Annotated in this window: 16 protein-coding genes and 1 pseudogene; 12 read left to right on the forward strand and 5 right to left on the reverse strand. The window is 68.9% G+C overall.

All coding sequences use genetic code 11. The features are described from left to right. The first annotated feature begins 12 nt into the window (after positions 1 to 12). Positions 13 to 3,384 carry a tetratricopeptide repeat protein gene (locus CVV72_RS03130; protein WP_219150947.1) on the forward strand — a complete coding sequence of 1,124 codons (3,372 nt, stop codon included), beginning with the start codon at positions 13 to 15 and terminating at the stop codon, positions 3,382 to 3,384. On the opposite strand, the gene CVV72_RS03135 is transcribed toward CVV72_RS03130, so the two are convergent. After that, positions 3,365 to 4,057 (reverse strand): DNA alkylation repair protein, encoded by a 693-nt coding sequence (locus CVV72_RS03135; RefSeq protein ID WP_219150948.1) that lies wholly within the window; start codon positions 4,055 to 4,057, stop codon positions 3,365 to 3,367. The two genes, CVV72_RS03130 and CVV72_RS03135, sit on opposite strands and share 20 nt — an antisense overlap. 195 nt (positions 4,058 to 4,252) lie before the next feature. Between CVV72_RS03135 and CVV72_RS03140 the strand changes: the two genes are divergently transcribed. Beyond that, positions 4,253 to 5,839, forward strand: a complete 1,587-nt coding sequence (locus tag CVV72_RS03140) for an alpha/beta hydrolase (protein WP_219150949.1) — start codon at positions 4,253 to 4,255, stop codon at positions 5,837 to 5,839. 251 nt (positions 5,840 to 6,090) lie between these two features. Here the strand turns inward: CVV72_RS03140 and CVV72_RS03145 are convergent, their stop codons facing one another. Beyond that, the gene (locus tag CVV72_RS03145) at positions 6,091 to 6,540 is read right to left on the reverse strand and encodes a DUF6294 family protein (RefSeq protein ID WP_219150950.1); all 450 of its coding nucleotides are present in this window, start codon (positions 6,538 to 6,540) and stop codon (positions 6,091 to 6,093) included. A 215-nt stretch (positions 6,541 to 6,755) separates the two neighbouring features. Between CVV72_RS03145 and CVV72_RS03150 the strand changes: the two genes are divergently transcribed. Beyond that, the gene (locus CVV72_RS03150; RefSeq protein ID WP_219150951.1) at positions 6,756 to 7,250 is read left to right on the forward strand and encodes a helix-turn-helix domain containing protein; all 495 of its coding nucleotides are present in this window, start codon (positions 6,756 to 6,758) and stop codon (positions 7,248 to 7,250) included. A 42-nt stretch (positions 7,251 to 7,292) separates the two neighbouring features. On the opposite strand, the gene CVV72_RS03155 is transcribed toward CVV72_RS03150, so the two are convergent. Then, positions 7,293 to 8,258: a YafY family protein gene (locus CVV72_RS03155; RefSeq protein ID WP_219150952.1), complete on the reverse strand. Its 966-nt coding sequence runs from the start codon at positions 8,256 to 8,258 to the stop codon at positions 7,293 to 7,295. Positions 8,259 to 8,424: 166 nt separating this feature from the next. Here CVV72_RS03155 and argC point away from each other — a divergent pair, with 166 nt between their 5' ends. From argC to argH, 8 genes are read left to right on the forward strand one after another with little or no spacing between them, the layout of a single operon-like run. Further along, on the forward strand, positions 8,425 to 9,453 hold the full coding sequence (gene argC / locus CVV72_RS03160) for an N-acetyl-gamma-glutamyl-phosphate reductase (protein WP_219150953.1): 1,029 nt from the start codon (positions 8,425 to 8,427) through the stop codon (positions 9,451 to 9,453). Beyond that, positions 9,450 to 10,610, forward strand: coding sequence for a bifunctional glutamate N-acetyltransferase/amino-acid acetyltransferase ArgJ (gene argJ / locus CVV72_RS03165; protein WP_219150954.1), 1,161 nt, complete (start codon positions 9,450 to 9,452; stop codon positions 10,608 to 10,610). Before argC ends, argJ begins: the two co-directional genes overlap by 4 nt. Continuing rightward, positions 10,607 to 11,527: an acetylglutamate kinase gene (argB, locus tag CVV72_RS03170; RefSeq protein WP_034321637.1), complete on the forward strand. Its 921-nt coding sequence runs from the start codon at positions 10,607 to 10,609 to the stop codon at positions 11,525 to 11,527. Before argJ ends, argB begins: the two co-directional genes overlap by 4 nt. 50 nt (positions 11,528 to 11,577) lie before the next feature. Beyond that, a complete protein-coding gene (locus tag CVV72_RS03175) occupies positions 11,578 to 12,717 on the forward strand; it encodes an acetylornithine transaminase (RefSeq protein WP_255632751.1) in 1,140 nt (379 codons plus the stop codon). Positions 12,718 to 12,733: 16 nt separating this feature from the next. Then, positions 12,734 to 13,660, forward strand: coding sequence for an ornithine carbamoyltransferase (gene argF / locus CVV72_RS03180; RefSeq protein WP_219150956.1), 927 nt, complete (start codon positions 12,734 to 12,736; stop codon positions 13,658 to 13,660). Then, positions 13,657 to 14,178, forward strand: coding sequence for an arginine repressor (locus CVV72_RS03185; protein ID WP_034321647.1), 522 nt, complete (start codon positions 13,657 to 13,659; stop codon positions 14,176 to 14,178). Before argF ends, CVV72_RS03185 begins: the two co-directional genes overlap by 4 nt. Continuing rightward, on the forward strand, positions 14,168 to 14,521 hold the full coding sequence (locus CVV72_RS03190; RefSeq protein ID WP_219150957.1) for an argininosuccinate synthase domain-containing protein: 354 nt from the start codon (positions 14,168 to 14,170) through the stop codon (positions 14,519 to 14,521). The genes CVV72_RS03185 and CVV72_RS03190 overlap by 11 nt, the downstream gene beginning before the upstream one ends. Before the next feature lie 27 nt (positions 14,522 to 14,548). Beyond that, positions 14,549 to 15,964: an argininosuccinate lyase gene (argH, locus tag CVV72_RS03195; RefSeq protein ID WP_219150958.1), complete on the forward strand. Its 1,416-nt coding sequence runs from the start codon at positions 14,549 to 14,551 to the stop codon at positions 15,962 to 15,964. Positions 15,965 to 16,014: 50 nt separating this feature from the next. On the opposite strand, the gene CVV72_RS03200 is transcribed toward argH, so the two are convergent. After that, positions 16,015 to 16,404 carry a hypothetical protein gene (locus CVV72_RS03200; protein WP_255632487.1) on the reverse strand — a complete coding sequence of 130 codons (390 nt, stop codon included), beginning with the start codon at positions 16,402 to 16,404 and terminating at the stop codon, positions 16,015 to 16,017. A gap of 36 nt (positions 16,405 to 16,440) precedes the next feature. Beyond that, positions 16,441 to 16,491 (reverse strand): annotated as a pseudogene (locus tag CVV72_RS41475) (hypothetical protein); the annotation flags it as partial. 59 nt (positions 16,492 to 16,550) lie between these two features. Between CVV72_RS41475 and CVV72_RS03205 the strand changes: the two are divergent. Next, positions 16,551 to 17,186: a DNA-3-methyladenine glycosylase gene (locus CVV72_RS03205; protein ID WP_219150959.1), complete on the forward strand. Its 636-nt coding sequence runs from the start codon at positions 16,551 to 16,553 to the stop codon at positions 17,184 to 17,186. The last annotated feature ends 21 nt before the right edge of the window (positions 17,187 to 17,207 follow it).

Consider the following 17,207-nt stretch of genomic DNA (forward strand, 5'->3'; position numbering starts at 1 on the left):
AAGTGAGGACTTGTGTCACGTCCAGACGGTCGGTCCAGTATCCAAGACATCGCCCGCGCCCGGCTGAGCGACGGTTTCGTCGGCAGGGTCGGGGAACGCGAGGACTTCCGGGGCAACCTGGGGTTGCCCGGGAGCGACCGCCGCCGCCGGTATCTGTACGCGGTGCACGGTCTCGCCGGGGTGGGAAAGTCCTTCCTGCTCGACCAGCTTCGCGGTATCGCCGAGGAAACCCGCGCCGCCGTGGGGTTCGCGGACGACCGACAGCAGGATCTGCCCGCGACACTGGTCAAACTGGCGAAGGACCTCGCTCGCGGCGGGCACGAGATGCGCCGGTTCGAGAAACGCCACGAGTCCTACCTCAAGGCGAGGGAACGGCTCCACAATGATCCGCAGGCTCCGGCGGCAGGCCGTGAGCTCGTGACGAAGACCGTGGTCAAGGCCGGCCTCGGCGTGGCGAAGACGCTGCCCGGCGGGAGCATCGCCGCCGACGCGATCGACGCGGACGCGACGGCGAAACAGCTGGAGCAGTTGCAGGCCTACCTCGCGGCGAAGTTCAAGCGGAAGGCCGATGTCCAGCTGCTCCTGGAACCGGCGGAGGAGCTGACCAAACCGTTCGTCGAAGATCTCTGGCGTATTCCGGAAACCCGGCAGATCGCGCTGTTCTTCGACACCTTCGAGCGGACCTCGCCGGTACTGGAGACCTGGCTGCTCGACCTGTTCAGCGGACTGTACGGCGATCTCCCGCAGAACCTGGTGCTCACCGTCGCGGGCCAGTTCCCGCTGGACGAGGCGAAATGGAACCGGCACGTGCCGCTGGTGCGCGAGATCGAACTCCGGCCGTTCACCGAGCCGGAGGCGCGTCGCCTGCTCGCCGAGCACGGCATCACCGATGAAAAGGTCGTCGAGATCGTGCTGCGGCTGACCGAAGGCCTGCCCGTCCTGGTCGCCATGCTGGCCCGCGGGAACCCCGCCGAAGCGGACGCCGTCGGCGATCCCAGTGACGACGCGGTCAAGCGGTTCCTGCACTGGGTTCCCGAAAAGGCCAGGAAGGACATCGCCGCCACGGCGTCGTTGCCCCGGTTCTTGGACGAGGACGTCCTCGGCGTGCTGACCGGCAAGGAAAGCGCGGGGGAGATCTTCCGCTGGCTGCGGGAACTGCCGTTCGTCGGGCGCCGTGAGCTCCCGGTGCGGTATCACCCGGTGGTCCGCGGCCCGATGGTGCGCATGGAGCGCGGCCGTTCGCCGGCCGAGTTCGCCGAACGTCATCTCAGGCTCGGCGAGTACTACGAAGGCCGGTGCGCCGAACTCGGCTTCAGCCGCCACCGTGACGCGTGGAACGACGAGCGCTGGCAGAAGCGGAAGCTCGAACAGACCTACCACCGGCTCTGCGGCGACCCGGCCGAGGCGCTGCCGGACGCGTTGCTCGGCGCCGCCGAGATGATCACCACCGGGGTCGCGGCCATGCGCGCGTGGGCACGCATGATGGAGCAGGCGGGTGCCGACGCGGACGCGCCCGCCGTACTGGGCTGGGGACAGCGCCTGGGCGCCGCGGTCGGCGAAGGTGAGATCCCGGTGCTCGATCTGCTCGCCGGTGCGGGCGAACTCGACGCCGCCCGGCTTTCCACGGTGCTCCGGCGCCGCGCGTGGGCCTACGAAGGGCGGGAAGACGTCGCCGCGGCGAAACGGGACTTCGACCGGGCCGTCGATCTGAATCCCGCCGACTCCTACGCGTGGAGCGATCGGGGCAACCTGTTCCACAACGAGGGCGACTGGGAACGGGCACTCTCGGATCTGGACCGGGCGATCGAACTCGACCCCACCTACGCCTACTCGTGGCGTGGGCGCGGTTCGGCCAGGGCCGAGCTCGGCGACCTCGAGGGTGCGATGGCGGATCTCGACGAGGCCGTCCGCCTCCAGCCCGATCACCGATGGGCCTACACCGTCCGGAGCGAGGTGCACTTCAAACGCGGCGATATCCGGAAGGCGATCGACGAGATCGACATCGCGATCCGGCTCGATCCCGACTACGCCTGGGCCGTCCACTATCGGGCGACGCTGTTCGCTGAGCTCGGGGACAAGGAAGAGGCGCTCGCCGGTCACCGCGCTGCCGTCGCCCTTCGCCCGAAGGACGTGTTCTACCTGATCGAGCTCGCGTCCTTCCTCGAGCAGACCGGAGACACGGACGCCGCGTCGGCGACCTTCGACGCGATCGTCGCGGCGGATGCGGGAAGCGCGAGGTCCCACGCGATCCGGGCGGCGTTCCACCACCGCGGCGAGCGGCACCGGGTCGCCGTCGACGGCTTCACCGCGGCACTCCGGCTGGACCCGGATTACGAGTGGGCGTATTACATGCGTGGCCAGGCGTACGACGGCCTGGAGGATCGCCTGGCAGCGCTCGCCGACTACGAGCGTGCCATCGAGCTGGCCCCCGAAGACCCCGAGAACCACCTCCAGCGGGGGAGCAAGCTCTGCCAACTGGAGAAGTACGGCGAAGCGGTGGAATCCTTGAGCCGCGCGATCGAACTCGATCCCGGCAACGAGTGGGCGTACACCTGGCGCGCGATGACGCATCAGCGGTCCGGCGAGTATCAGGCAGCCCTGATCGACATCGAGGCCGCGATCGCGGCGAACCCGGAGGTGGCCTTCTTCCACACCACCCGGGGAGACATCCTCAGAGGTCTCGACCGGCACGACGAAGCCCGCGCCGCGTTGGACGAGGGGGTCCGGCTTGGGCAGGACGGCGGATACGCCTTCTACCGGCGCGCCCGCCACCGGCTGACCTTCGGGGATTTCGCGGGCGCGTTGTCCGATGTGGACAGCGCACTGGCCGCCGGCCAGGGCGAGAGCCACGCCTTGCGCGCGGAGATCCTCCGTCAGTCGGGAGAGTACGGCGAAGCCGTCCGGGAGTTGCGCGAACTGGTCGTCTCGGAGCCCGAGGACACCGACCACCGCGAGAACCTGGGGGAGGCCTTGCTGTTCGCCGGGGAGACGGACGAGGCGATGGAGATCCTGCGCCCGCTTGCGCCGGAGTCCGTCTGGGCCCGCGATCTTCTCGCGATCGCCTTGCTGAAGACCGGAAGAACCGAGGAAGCTCATCAGTCCCTCGCCGCCGGCCTCGACGAAGCGGTCACGCGGAACGCGGCAGGCGATCTGGACTGGGAAGACGAAGTGCAGCCGCTCTTCTATCTCCTCGCCCTCGGACGTCACGCCGACGCGACACGCGAGCTCAGGGCCTTGCTGGAGAAGGATCCGCCCCGCGAGACGCGACTCGTCCTGCTCCGTGACCTGAAAGACCTTCGCGAGTTGGTGCCCGAACTCGGCCAAGAGATCGAGAAACTCATGGCCCTGGTGCCCCGGCCGGTGCTCACTCGCCCAGGTGCTTGAGCGCCTCCTTCCTCGACAGCGGCGACAGTGCCGGATGCGCGGTGACGAAGGCGTGCACCCAGTCCGGCTCGGTCTTCGCGTACTCGCGCAGGGCCCAGCCGATCCCTTTGCGCAGGAAGAAGTCCTTGTCGTCGAGGTTGGCTTCGACCGCGCGGGTGAGCAGGTCGGTGTCCGTTACGCCCTTGGCGCCGATCTGACAGATGACCGACGTACGGCGACGCCACCTGTCCTCGTCGTACGCCCAGGTCAGCATCCGCGTGGTCACCGTCTCCGGCTCCGCCCGGAGGATCGGCCCCACCCGGCGGATCGCGACTTCGTCCACATAGTCCCACCAAGCACCCGTCACGATCATCTCCTCGTACAGGCCGAGCAGATCGCCGTCCTGCCACCGGGCGTAGGCGCGGTGGCCGGACAGCGCGATCGCCGCATAGCGCTCTTCACGGAATTCCGCTTCACGCCACAAGGTGAGAACTGCCGTCGAGAAACTCACTCGATCGGGTAGCGGATGTTCGGCGTAAACCCGCTTCAACAAGGCCGTCCGAGGCGGGGACGCCACACCGAGGAACGGCATCTCCGACTTCATGTACGCCCGCATCGACGGAGCCTTTTCCGGATCGGCCAGCCCGGCCAAACCGTTGCGAACCGCCGAAACCAGGCTTTTCACCTCGTCCACGCGTTCTCCTTTCCCCAGTGGCGCCGCGAGCGTACGACAGGGGACCGACAAGACGGATATGCCCGGATCGAACCGCGTTCTCGGCCCGGATACCGACTAAAGAGGGATGGCGGTCAACGTGTCGGTCAGCGAGATTGAAGCCGGTTCTCGGTAGCTTCGGCCCGACCGGGTCGAACGCGGACGAAAAGGAACACAGTGAAGAAATTCGTTGCCGCCCTGGCGGTCGCGGGGATCGGCGTCGGAACCATGGCGCTCGCTCCCTCCGCCACGGCCGCCTCGGCGTCGGACTTCGATCCGAAGCCCATCTCCTGGGGAGCCTGTACCCGCCCGAGCCTGGTCAAGGCCGGCGCGGAATGCGGTTTCCTCGAGGTTCCGTTGGATTACGCGAAGCCCGGCGGTGAGAAGATCTCGATCGCCGTCTCGCGCGTGAAGCACAAGGCCGCCAAGTCGCAGGGGGTCATGCTGGTCAACCCGGGCGGACCCGGCGGCTCCGGCCTCGGCCTCTCGACCCTCGGCAGGGCAGTCCCCAAGAAGGCCGGTGAGGAGTACGACTGGATCGGCTTTGACCCGCGCGGCGTCGGGGAGAGCAAGCCGTCCCTGACCTGCGATGGGAACTACGCCTCCTACAACCGCCCGCAGTACGTGCCGACCACGCGCGCCATCGAGACGGCGTGGCGCGAGAAGGCGAAGGGCTACGCGAAGGCGTGCGCCAAGAACGGCGCCATCCTCGACCACATCAAGACCATCGATGTGGCCAAGGACGTCGACAGCCTGCGCAAGGCGCTGGGCGAGAAGCAGATCAACTACTACGGCTTCTCCTACGGCACCTACCTCGGCCAGGTCTACAGCACGCTGTTCCCGCAGAACGTGCGGCGGATGGTGTTCGACGGCACCGTCGACCCCCGCGACGTCTGGTACAAGGCGAACCTGAACCAGGACATCGCCTTCGACAAGAACATCAAGACCTACTTCGGCTGGATCGCGAAGTACGACGACGTCTACCACCTCGGCAAGACCGCGGCCGCGGTCGAGAAGCTGTGGTACGCCGAGCAGAAGAAGCTGTACGACAAGCCCGCGGGCGGCGTCATCGGCGGGTCCGAGTGGACGGACATCTTCCTGCAGGCCGGCTACTACGTGTTCGGCTGGGAAGACATCGCGAACGCGTTCGCCGGCTGGGTGCACAAGGGTGACTGGCAGACCTTGAAGGGCCTGTACGACAACTCCAACCCGCCGGGCCAGGACAACGGCTACGCGGTGTACGCGGCCGTCCAGTGCACTGACGTGGCGTGGCCGCAGAGCTGGCCCCGCTGGAAGTTCGACAACTGGGTCACGCACTTCCGGGCGCCGTTCGAAACCTGGGGCAACGCCTGGTTCAACGCGCCGTGCCTCGACTGGCCGGCCAAGCCGGGCAAGCCGGTGGAGATCGACGGGAGCAAGGTCCCCGGCATCCTGCTGGTCAACGAGGAGAACGACGCCGCGACGCCGTATCCCGGCAGCATCGAGGTCCGCAAGCGCTACCCGAACTCCAGCCTGATCAGCGCTCCGGGCGGCACGACGCATTCGGGCTCGTTGTCCGGTGTGTCCTGTGTGGACGACAAGATCGCGGACTACCTGCTGACCGGAAAGCTGCCGGTGCGCAAGCCGGGCAACGGTTCGGACGTGCAGTGCGCCCCGGTTCCGGCGCCGGTTCCCGCCGGTGCTTCCGCGGCCGCCAAGTCCGACGTGCCGTCGTCGGTCACCGAAGTGAAGAAGGAGGCGCTGGCTCAGGCGCTGCCTTTCTGAGCCTTTTCGCCGCAGAAGCGCCCCGGTCCGGGTTTCCGGACCGGGGCGTTTCTCTCGCTCGCTCTCTCTGATGCTCCTCGGCATGGTTGCGAAAGCCACTTTCGCAACCTTCAACGTTGCGAAAGTGGCTTTCGCAACGTGCGGCGGCGGTGGTCGCGACATGGCCGTCGAGGGCCCTTGGCGGTCAGGTTCCCAATGTCGCAGCGGAGACGCTCAGTGTCCCCAATGCGACATCGGGGACACTGAGCCCCTTAGCAGTGGCTCGTCATCCGCATGCTGTGGATGCGGTCGAAGAACGCGGCGTCGAACGACCCCTCGGCGAACCACCAGTGCCACACGTTCTTGACGGTGCCCTTGACGAACTTGGTGTCACCGCCGTGATGGATGGGCCCGAGGACGATGCCGTTGCTGTCCAAGGTGTTCACCCACATCAGCCAAGCGTCGTTGCTGTCGCTGCTGACGATCGTCGCTTCGAACGAAGCGCTGCCGTTGCGCCTGAGCGTCCATTTCGCGTTGTCCATCGTGCAGTCGCCCGCCTGGATGCGCCCCCAGGTGAACCAGCAGTAGTCCGCTCCGGTGCAGGTGGCCTGCGCGGTGGTGGACGCCGTCGTCCCGGCCGAGGCGGGCGTGGCGAAGACGGTCCCGATCGTGAGCACGAGCATTGTCACGAAAAGCGACATCCGGCGTGCTGTGGTTTTCATGTTTCCTCCCCGAAAATCGTCGATCCGTACCGGTCTGTGGGCAAAGCTAACTCGCGGGCGACCGGGATCTGGATCACTTAGGTGCGGCAACTGGGGTGGCCGATAGTGCGTGACCGGCACCCTCTCCTCCCCGAATGCGATGAAAGTTCCGGTCACGCGCCGAATCTCCTCACCGCGCCGGGAAACTGTCGGGCCCGCCCCTTACCGTCCCCGGCATGACCATCGTCGAAGAGCACCGGACCGAGATCCGCGTGCAGGACACCGTTTATCGCATCGAGGTCGCCGCCCGTGAGGGTGGCGGCGCGGCCGGGGAAGACCGCTGGGTGACCGTCATGGTCGGCGGAGCCGGACCGCAGGAGGAGCCTGTCGCCGAAGGCAGGCTCGATATGGACGCCGAAGCCGTACCGGCCTTGGCGACCGTCCTTTCCGACACCCTCCTGGCGTTCGCCGGGCGGGGCACCGGCAGGAACGGCCGCCGAAGATCGGCGGACCGCCCGGCCCAGCAGGGCTCGCCGTGGTCCGACGAGCTGGACGCGGAACTGGAAAGCCGTTGGCTGGCCGGGGAAAGCGTCGAGGAGATCGCGCGGCGGTTCGAGCGGACACCGGGCGGGATCCGGGCCCGGTTGCCCAGGGTCGGCTGCGATCCCGAGCGCCGGGGCGCGTATCTCCCGATCCCGCCGAGCAGACGAGAGGTAGGTGAACTCGGCTGAACCGGGGCGGTCGCGAGGGCGGGCGAGTCCTCGCGACCGCCGTCAGTCCACTGTGGACTTCGTGCCGCGCCGGGCCCTGGCCGCCATCTCCCTGAGGTGAGCGATCAGTTCCGGCGGCTCGTGCACGGTGAATTCGCAGCCGAGCCCGAGGATGCGGAACGCGAGCCAGTCCAGGGTGTCCGTGCCGGCGTGGAAGACACAGCTCTCGTCGTCGATCGGTTCCAGCTCGCCGGATCCCTCGCCGAGCGCGGGGGAGACCTGGCTGATCGGAGCGTGCAGGGTCACGCGTGCGCTGTAGGTGGGAAGGAGGCTGTACATCCTGTCGGTGACATAGGCCGCCACGTCCCTCGCGGGTGGCTGTCTCGGCGTCGCCCGGCCGCCGGTCGCCCGTGGTTCCGAGATCCGGTCCGCGCGGAAGATCCGCCAGTCGTCCCGGTCGAGGTCGTAGCCGAGCAGGTACCACCGGCGTCCGGCGGAGACGAGACGGTGCGGTTCCACGTGCCGCCGGGACTCGGTCCCGTCGCCGGTGCGATAGGTGAACCGCGACCGTTCGGTGTTGGCGATCGCGCCGGCGAAGACCGTGAGGTGTTCCGGGTCCACCGCGGATCCGGTACCCGGGATCGGCACGGTCGCGGCGCCCAGCGCGCCGACGCGGTACCGGAGCCGCGACGGCAGCACCTGCTCGAGCTTGGCCAGCGCCCGCACCGAAGACTCCTCGATCCCCGAGATCGCCTGGCCGGCGGCGCTCCGGAGACCGACCGCGATCGCGACGGCCTCCTCGTCGTCGAGCAGCAGCGGCGGCATCGCCGTGCCGGCACCCAGCCGGTAGCCGCCTTCGGAACCTCGCGACGCTTCCACGGGGTAACCGAGCTCACGCAAGCGGTCGATGTCGCGCCGGATGGTCCGCGGACTGACCTCCAGCCGCTCGGCGAGCTCGCTGCCAGGCCACTCGCGAGGGGTTTGCAGGAGCGACAGCAGGCTCAGCAGCCGGGCGGGCGTGTCGGTCATGCGATCAAGGATGCCGGTACGAGGACCTCGCGGCCGCACGTCCAGCGGAAACCTGGATCCGCCGAATACCCCCGGAGGACTTCCGATGGCAACCACCGAGTCCCGAATCGGGTGAGCCACACGACTTTGTTTGATTGAACTTGCATGGGAGTGCATAATCATGCGTATGACGGTGAAGATCGCGGTGGCCGGAGCCAGCGGGTACGCGGGCGGCGAACTCCTGCGCCTGCTGCTGACCCATCCCGAAGTCCAGATCGGCGCGCTCACCGCGGCCAGTTCCGCGGGGACGCCGCTCGTCCAGCACCAGCCGCACCTCGCGCCACTGGCCGACCGTGTCCTACTGGAGACGACCCCGGAGACCCTGGGCGGGCACGACGTCGTCTTCCTCGCCCTGCCGCATGGTCACTCCGGCGCCATCGCCGCACAGCTGGGCCCGGACGTCCTGGTGGTCGACCTCGGCGCGGACCACCGCCTCGCGGACGCGGCCGACTGGCAGCGCTGGTACGGCGGTGACCACGCGGGGCAATGGCCGTACGGGCTCCCCGAACTCCCCGGCGCCCGCGAACGTCTCGCCGGGACCAAGCGCATCGCGGTCCCCGGCTGCTTCCCGACCGGCGGTTCGATCGCCCTCGCCCCGGCGCTCGCCGCGGGCCTGGTCGAGCCGGAGGTCAACGTCGTCGCCGTCACCGGGACGTCCGGCGCGGGCAAGAGCTTGAAGCCGAACCTCCTCGGTTCGGAGGTGATGGGCTCGGCCACCGCGTACGGCGTCGGTGGTGCCCATCGGCACACTCCCGAGTTCGCGCAGAACCTCTCGGCGGTCTCGGGTGAGCGGGTCAAGGTCTCGTTCACCCCCGTGCTGGCCCCGATGCCGCGCGGAATCCTCACCACCGCGAGCGCCGCGCTGAAAACCGATCTCGACGCCGATGGCGCCCGCGCCGTCTACGAAAAGGCGTACGCCACCGAGCCGTTCGTCCAGCTGCTCCCCGAGGGCAGGTGGCCGTCTTCGGCTTCGGTGGTCGGCTCGAACAACGTCCAGCTGCAGGTCACCGTCGACGCCGACACCCGGCGCCTGATCGTGGTCGCGGCCATCGACAACCTGACCAAGGGCACCGCCGGAGGTGCCGTCCAGTCGATGAACATCGCACTGGGCCTCCCGGAAACCACCGGACTACCGACCGTAGGAGTCGCTCCGTGACCGTCACCCAGCCGAAGGGATTCCGTGCCGCGGGCGTCGCCGCCGGGATCAAGGCCGAGGGCAAGCTCGACCTCACGCTCGTCGTCAACGACGGGCCGCTCCAGGTCGCGGCCGGCGTGTTCACGCGCAACGTGATCAAGGCCGCGCCCGTCCTGTGGTCGCAGGAGGTGCTCAAGCAGCAGCGGCTCAAGGCCGTCGTCCTCAACTCCGGCGGCGCGAACGCCGCCACCGGCCCCGGCGGTTTCCAGGACACCCACAAGACCGCGGAGAAGGTCGCCGAACTCCTCGACGCGGGCGCGATCGAGGTCGCGGTCTGCTCGACCGGGCTGATCGGCGAGCGGCTGCCGATGGACGCGCTTCTTTCCGGCGTGGACACCGCCTTCGCCGCCCTCGGCACCGGTACCGACGCCGATCTCGCCGCCGCGACCGCGATCATGACCACCGACACCAAGCCGAAGCAGGCGGCCGCGCAGCACGACAGCGGCTGGAGCGTCGGCGGATTCGCCAAGGGCGCGGGCATGCTCGCCCCGAACCTCGCGACGATGCTCTCCGTCCTCACCACCGACGCGGTCGTCACGCCGGAAGTCCTGGACAACGCCCTGCGCGCCGCCACCGGCGTGACCTTCGACCGGCTCGACGTCGACGGCGGGACTTCCACCAACGACACGGTGCTCGTCCTCGCTTCCGGCGCCAGCGGCGTCGAGCCGACCGAGGCCGAACTCACCGAGCTTCTCACCGCCGTCAGTCTCGACCTCGTGCTGCAACTGCGCGCGGACTCCGAGGGCGCGACCAAGCACGTCGACGTCACGATCACCGGTGCGGCGAACGAGGCCGACGCCATCGCCGTCGGCCGGACCATCGCCGAGGACAATCTGGTCAAGACCGCCCTGTTCGGTTCGGACCCGAACTGGGGCCGCATCGCCATGGCGCTGGGCCGGGTGCCCGCGAAGATCGACCCGGAGAAGGTCGCCATCGCGATCAACGGTGTCACCCTGTTCGCCGGCGGCACGCCCGCGGCGGACCGCTCCGAAGCCGATCTCTCGGGCCGGGACATCCAGATCGTCGTCGACCTCGGTCTCGGCGAAGGCGGGGCGACGATCTACACGACCGACCTCTCGCACGCGTACGTCGAAGAGAACAGCGCGTACTCGTCATGAGCCCTTCCGAATCCACCGTCCCCGCCGACGAGCGGCTCGCGACCGCCGCCGAAAAGGCCTCGATCCTCATCGAAGCCCTGCCCTGGCTGCAGCGTTTCCACGGCGCCACCGTCGTGGTCAAGTACGGCGGCAACGCCATGATCGACGAGAGCCTCAAGCAGGCCTTCGCCGAGGACATGGTCTTCCTGCGCATGGCCGGGCTGCGGCCGGTGGTGGTGCACGGCGGCGGCCCGCAGATCACCGCGATGCTCAACCGGCTGGGCGTCGAGGGCGAGTTCAAGGGCGGCCTGCGCGTCACCACCCCCGAGACGATGGACATCGTTCGCATGGTGCTGACCGGCCAGGTCAGCCGGGAATTGGTCGGCCTGATCAACGCGCACGGCCCGTACGCGGTCGGCATCTCCGGTGAGGACGCGCGGCTGTTCACCGCCGAGCGCAAGCAGGCCACAGTGGACGGTGTGCCGGTCGACATCGGGCTCGTCGGCGAGGTTTCCGAGGTCAACCCGGACGCGGTGCTCGACATCGTCAACGCGGGCCGGATCCCGGTGGTGTCCACCGTGGCCCCGGACGTCGACGGCGTCGTGCACAACATCAACGCCGACACCGCCGCCGGTGCGCTGGCCGCGGCGCTCGGCGCGGAGAAACTCGTCGTGCTCACCGACGTCGAAGGCCTGTACGCCAACTGGCCGGACCGCGGTTCCCTGGTCGACCGGATCCGTGTGGACCGCCTCGAAACCCTGCTGCCCGGTCTCGCCAGCGGCATGATCCCGAAGATGGAGGCCTGCGTGCGGGCCATCCGCGGCGGCGTCCGCCGAGCGCACGTGATCGACGGCCGCATCGCCCATTCGGTGTTGCTGGAGGTCTTCACCTCCCGTGGCATCGGTACCATGGTCTTCCCCGAAACGGAGCTCCCGTGACCACGTACAAGTCCAATGTAGACGGCCAGGAGCACTGGAAGTCGTCCCTCATGGACAACTACGGCACCCCGGCGCTGACGCTGGTCCGCGGTGAGGGGGCGAAGGTCTGGGACGCCGACGGCAAACCGTACGTCGACCTGCTTGGCGGCATCGCGGTGAACGCGCTCGGCCACGCGCATCCCGCCGTGGTCGCCGCGGTCACCGAACAGGTCGCGAAACTCGGGCACACCTCGAACCTCTACGTGAACCCCGTCGCCGTCGAACTGGCCGAAACCCTTCTGGACGTCGCCGGCCTGTCCGGCAACGCGAAGGTGCTGTTCGTCAACTCCGGCGCGGAAGCCAACGAAGCCGCGCTGAAGATCAGCAGGCTCACCGGACGGACCAAGATCGTCGCCTGCGAGGGAGCCTTCCACGGGCGCACCATGGGCGCGCTCTCGCTGACCGGCCAGCCGTCGAAGCGGGACGCGTTCGCGCCGCTGGTCCCAGGCGTCACCCACGTTCCGTACGGTGACGTCGCCGCGCTTCGCGCCGCCGTGGACACCGAAACGGCGGCGGTGTTCCTCGAGCCGATCCTTGGGGAGGCAGGCGTCGTCCCGGCGCCGGACGGCTATCTCCAGGCCGCACGGGAGATCACCAAGGCGACCGGGACACTGCTGGTCCTGGACGAGGTACAGACCGGCATCGGCCGCACCGGCGCGTGGTTCGCCTTCCAGCACACCGGTATCGTCCCGGACGTCATCACGCTGGCCAAGGGCCTCGGTGGCGGGCTGCCGATCGGCGCGGTCATCGGCGTCGGCGAGGCGGGGGAGCTGATGAAGCCGGGCCAGCACGGGACCACCTTCGGCGGCAATCCGATCTGCTGCGCCGCCGGGCTCGCCGTGCTCAAGACCATCGCCAAGGACAACCTGAACGACCACGTTTCCGCGCTGGGCAAGGACATCGCTTCCTGGGTGGAGGAGCTCGGCCACCCGCTGGTGTCCGGGGTCCGCGGTGCGGGGCTGCTGCTCGGCATCGCGTTGCGCGAACCGGTCTCGGCGACGGTCGCCAAGGCCGCGCAGGACGCGGGATACCTGGTCAACCCGATCGCACCCGACACCATCCGGCTGGCACCGCCGCTGATCCTGAGCGCCGAAGAGGCCGCGGGATTCCTCGAAGCCCTTCCCGGGGCGCTCGATTCCACCACCACCTAGGACAGAGACGAAACGCATGCTCCGCAACTTCCTCCGTGACGACGATCTCAGCCCCGCCGAACAGGCCGAGATCCTGGACCTCGCCGACCAGCTGAAGGCCGAGCCCCTCGGCTCCCGCGCGCTGGAGGGCAAGTCCGTCGCGGCGATCTTCGAGAAGAACTCCACCCGGACCCGGTTCTCCTTCGAGGTGGGCATCGCCCAGCTCGGCGGGAACCCGGTCATCGTCGACGGCCGCTCCATGCAGCTCGGCCGCGAAGAGACCATCGAGGACACCTCGCGGGTGCTTTCGCGGTACCTGGACGCGATCGTCTGGCGGACCTTCGCCCAGAAGCGCATCGACGCGATGGCCTCGGCGGCGAGCATCCCGGTGATCAACGCGCTCACCGACGAGTTCCACCCGTGCCAGGTGCTCACCGACCTGATGACCATCCGCGAGCGCAAGGGCAAGCTCGCCGGGCTCACCCTCGTGTACCTGGGCGACGGCGCCAACAACATGGCGCATTCGCTGCTGCTGGGCGGGACGACGGCCGGAATGCACGTCCGCGTGGTCTCGCCGGAGGGCTTCCAGCCGGATCAGCAGGTCATGCTCGACGCGAAGCACCGCTCGTCGGACACCGGCGGCAGCACCACGGTGTTCACCGATCCGTACGCGGCCGTCGAAGGCGCGGACGTCGTCGTCACCGACACCTGGACCTCCATGGGCCAGGAGAACGACGGCCTCGACCGCGTCGGCCCGTTCCGTGAGCTGCAGGTCAACGCCGCGCTGATGCGCCGCGCCGCCGACGAGGCGATCGTGCTGCACTGCCTGCCCGCGCATCGCGGCTGGGAGATCACCGACGAGGTCATCGACGGACCGGCCAGCGCGGTCTGGGACGAGGCCGAAAACCGGCTTCACGCGCAGAAGGCGTTGCTGGTGTGGCTGCTCGACGAGAAGCGACGATGACCGGCAGCCGAGTCACCCGGCAGGCCCGGATCACCGAACTCGTGTCCACGATGGCCATCCGCAGCCAGACCGAGCTCGCGAAGCTCCTGGCGGCGGAAGGTATCGACGTCACGCAGGCGACGCTTTCGCGGGACCTCGACGAACTGGGTGCGGTGAAGCTCCGGGGTGCCGATTCCGGCGCGCCGGTGTATGTCATTCCGGAGGACGGCAGCCCGGTACGCGGGGTGCAGGGCGGCACGTCGCGGCTTTCGCGGTTGCTCGCCGAACTGCTCGTTTCGGCGGACTCGTCCGGGAACTTGACGGTGCTGCGCACCCCGCCGGGGGCGGCGCAGTTCCTCGCCAGCGCCATCGACAGGGCGGCGCTGGAGGAGGTCGTCGGCTCGATCGCCGGCGACGACACGGTCGCGGTGATCGCGAGGGAACCGTTGTCCGGCAAAGACCTGGCCGAGCGCTTCATGGCGCTGGCCCGACGGTCGTCCACAGTGGACGGCGGTGAGGAGACCGAAGGTGACGCCTGACGGGTTCGCCTTCCCGGATGACCCGGAGAAGCTGGTCATCACCTTCGACGAAGGTGTGCCGGTGGCCATCGACGGGGAGACCGTGACGCTGCTGGAAGCCTTCCAGCAGCTGAACCGCCGTGTCGGCGCCTTCGGGCTCAAAGGACGCGAGATCTACGAGGGACCGGCCGCGCTCGCGCTGGTCACCGCGCACGAGGAACTGCAAAAGGTCAGTACCGGGCCGGTGTCCGGCGAGGTGCGGCTGATCCTGCACCGCGGCAACGCGGTCGTGAACTCCGCGCGCGACGAGCGCGCGCTGTACGACTTCACCACAGGCGCTACCTTCGACCGGTCAGTCGCCTGAAGAACCATAAGGAATCAGAGGAGTGTCGTGAGCGGGAATGAGCAGCCGGTGCAGCTGTGGGGTGGCCGGTTCGCCAGCGGGCCGGCGGAGGCGATGGCGGCGCTGAGCGCGTCGACCCATTTCGACTGGCGGCTGGCGCCGTACGACATCGCCGGGTCGCGGGCCCACGCGCGGGTGCTGCGGAAGGCGGGGCTGCTCACCGAGGACGAGCTGACCGGCATGCTCGCCGCGCTGGACACCCTCGCGCAGGACGTCGAGTCGGGCGCGTTCACCCCGACCGTCGCCGACGAAGACGTCCACACCGCGCTCGAACGCGGTCTGCTGGAGCGGGCGGGCACCGAACTCGGCGGCAAGCTGCGGGCGGGCCGGTCGCGCAACGACCAGGTCGCGACGCTGTTCCGGATGTGGCTGCGCGACGCCGCCCGTCGTGTGGTCGCGGGCACCCTCGGTGTCGTGGACGCGCTGGTTTCGCAGGCGAAGCGGCACCCGGACGCGATCCTTCCCGGCCGCACCCACCTGCAGCACGCCCAGCCAGTCCTGCTGGCGCACCACCTGCTCGCGCACGGCCAGTCGCTGCTGCGCGACGTCACCCGGCTGCGTGACTGGGACGCTCGCACCGCCGAGTCGCCCTATGGCTCCGGCGCGCTGGCGGGGTCCTCGCTCGGTCTCGACCCGGAGGCCGTCGCCGAGGAGTTGGGCTTCGACACCAGTGTCGAGAACTCCATCGACGGCACCGCCTCGCGGGATTTCGTCGCCGAGTTCGCCTTCGACGTCGCGATGCTGGCGGTCAACCTGTCCAGGATCGCCGAAGAGGTGATCATCTGGAACACCGCCGAATTCGGCTACGTCACCCTCGACGACGCCTGGGCGACCGGCAGCTCGATCATGCCGCAGAAGAAGAACCCCGACGTCGCCGAGCTGACCCGCGGCAAGGCCGGGCGGCTCATCGGCAACCTGACCGGTCTGCTCGCGACGCTCAAGGCGCAGCCGCTCGCGTACAACCGTGACCTGCAGGAGGACAAGGAGCCGGTCTTCGACTCCGTCGAGCAGCTGGAACTGCTGTTCCCGGCGATCGCGGGCATGCTCGAGACGCTGACCTTCCACACCGACCGGCTCGCCGAACTGGCGCCCGCCGGCTTCACCCTCGCCACGGACATCGCCGAATGGCTGGTGCGCCAGGGCGTTCCGTTCCGTGTCGCGCACGAAGCGGCGGGGGAGAGCGTCCGCGTCGCCGAAGCCCGCGGAGTCGGCCTGGACGAACTGACCGACGAAGAGTTCGAGAAGATCAACCCGGTCCTGACCCCCGCCGTGCGCGAGGTGCTGACCGTCGAGGGCTCCGTGAGTTCGCGCAACGCTCGCGGCGGTACCGCTCCGGAGCGGGTCGCCGAGCAGCGGGACCGGCTGGTCGCGCGGGTCGCCGAACACCGCGCCTGGCTCGGCTGAGAAGTACTTGAAGGTCCTCTTCCTTGCGCCTGACGCAAGGAAGAGGACCTTCAAGATCGCTTCGCGGCCTTCCGGAGCTTCGCACGGACCGCGCGGGTCGCGACCGGTCCGAGCCCCTCGAAGACGTCGACCAGGACGGCGAGCTGCTCCAACGCTGCCAGTGCCTGTTCGCTGCCCTCGGGATTCACCGACTCGAACAACGTCAGGCCGAGAAAACCGGCGGAGACCGCTTGGGCGAGCCCCTCGGTCTCCGCGAACTCCAGCACCGGCGAATCGGCCAGCACACGGTCGAGGGTGACCCGGACTTCGCGCACCCAGTTGTCCAGCGCCTGCCGCGTAGCCTCGGCCAGCCGTCCGCCGAGCGTGGTGACTTCGGCGAACCGGTCGCGGAAGTGGGCGACGAGGCCTTCGGTCGCCGTCACGCAGGCCTGCGCGATCAATTCCTCGACACTGCCGAAGTGGTAGAAGATCAGCGCCTGATTGGTGCCCGCCGCGGTGGCGACGGTCCTGGCCGAAACGGCGGTGATCCCGCACTCGTCCCGTTAAGGTCGACCAGGGAGAATGCGACTTAAGGGGAGTGCGGCACATGGAGACCGGCAGGCAGTTCACCCGGCGCGAGTTGGCGCTGGATCCGGTGGAGCTGTCCACACTCCTGCTCGGTGCGGTGATCGAAGCGACCGGCCCCGACGGCACGGTCGCCGTCCGGCTGGTCGAGGTCGAGGCCTATCGAGGGCTCGACGACCCCGCGTCACACTGCTATCGCGGCAAGACGCCGCGCAACGCGGTCATGTGGGGACCGGCGGGGCACCTGTACGTGTACTTCGTCTACGGCATGCATTTCTGCGCGAACGTCGTCGGCACGGAAGACGGGCAACCGGGCGCCGTGCTGCTGCGTGCCGGGGAGGTGGTGACCGGCGCGGACATCGCCAGGGTGCGCAGGCCATCGGCACGGGGCAACGGCAAGCTCGCCAAAGGCCCGGCCATCCTCACCTCGGTACTCGGCATCGACCGGGCCGAGAACGGCGTCGACCTGACCGACCCGGCATCACCCGTCCGGTTGTTCACCGGCGAACGCGTTCCCGAAGCGGACATCCGCACCGGGCCACGCGTCGGCGTCGCGATGGCGATGGACACGCCGTGGCGGTTCTGGATCGACGGATCGCCCGCGGTCTCCACCTACCGCCGCGGCGGCAAGCGACGGGCCGCCGCCCCCGGCCGATAGTCGGTTGACCTGGTGCGGGAG

Source organism: Amycolatopsis sp. TNS106, assembly GCF_019330265.1.
GTDB lineage: Bacteria > Actinomycetota > Actinomycetes > Mycobacteriales > Pseudonocardiaceae > Amycolatopsis > Amycolatopsis lurida.

Excerpts from the sequence above, each read along its gene's own strand:
- CVV72_RS03145 (WP_219150950.1), bottom strand. The coding sequence starts at position 6,540 with ATGAAAACCACAGCACGCCGGATGTCGCTTTTCGTGACAATGCTCGTG.
- CVV72_RS03155 (WP_219150952.1), bottom strand. The coding sequence starts at position 8,258 with ATGACCGACACGCCCGCCCGGCTGCTGAGCCTGCTGTCGCTCCTGCAA.
- argC (WP_219150953.1), top strand. The coding sequence starts at position 8,425 with ATGACGGTGAAGATCGCGGTGGCCGGAGCCAGCGGGTACGCGGGCGGC.
- CVV72_RS03185 (WP_034321647.1), top strand. The coding sequence starts at position 13,657 with ATGACCGGCAGCCGAGTCACCCGGCAGGCCCGGATCACCGAACTCGTG.
- CVV72_RS03150 (WP_219150951.1), top strand. The coding sequence starts at position 6,756 with ATGACCATCGTCGAAGAGCACCGGACCGAGATCCGCGTGCAGGACACC.
- CVV72_RS03175 (WP_255632751.1), top strand. The coding sequence starts at position 11,578 with ATGGACAACTACGGCACCCCGGCGCTGACGCTGGTCCGCGGTGAGGGG.
- CVV72_RS03205 (WP_219150959.1), top strand. The coding sequence starts at position 16,551 with ATGGAGACCGGCAGGCAGTTCACCCGGCGCGAGTTGGCGCTGGATCCG.
- argB (WP_034321637.1), top strand. The coding sequence starts at position 10,607 with ATGAGCCCTTCCGAATCCACCGTCCCCGCCGACGAGCGGCTCGCGACC.
- argF (WP_219150956.1), top strand. The coding sequence starts at position 12,734 with ATGCTCCGCAACTTCCTCCGTGACGACGATCTCAGCCCCGCCGAACAG.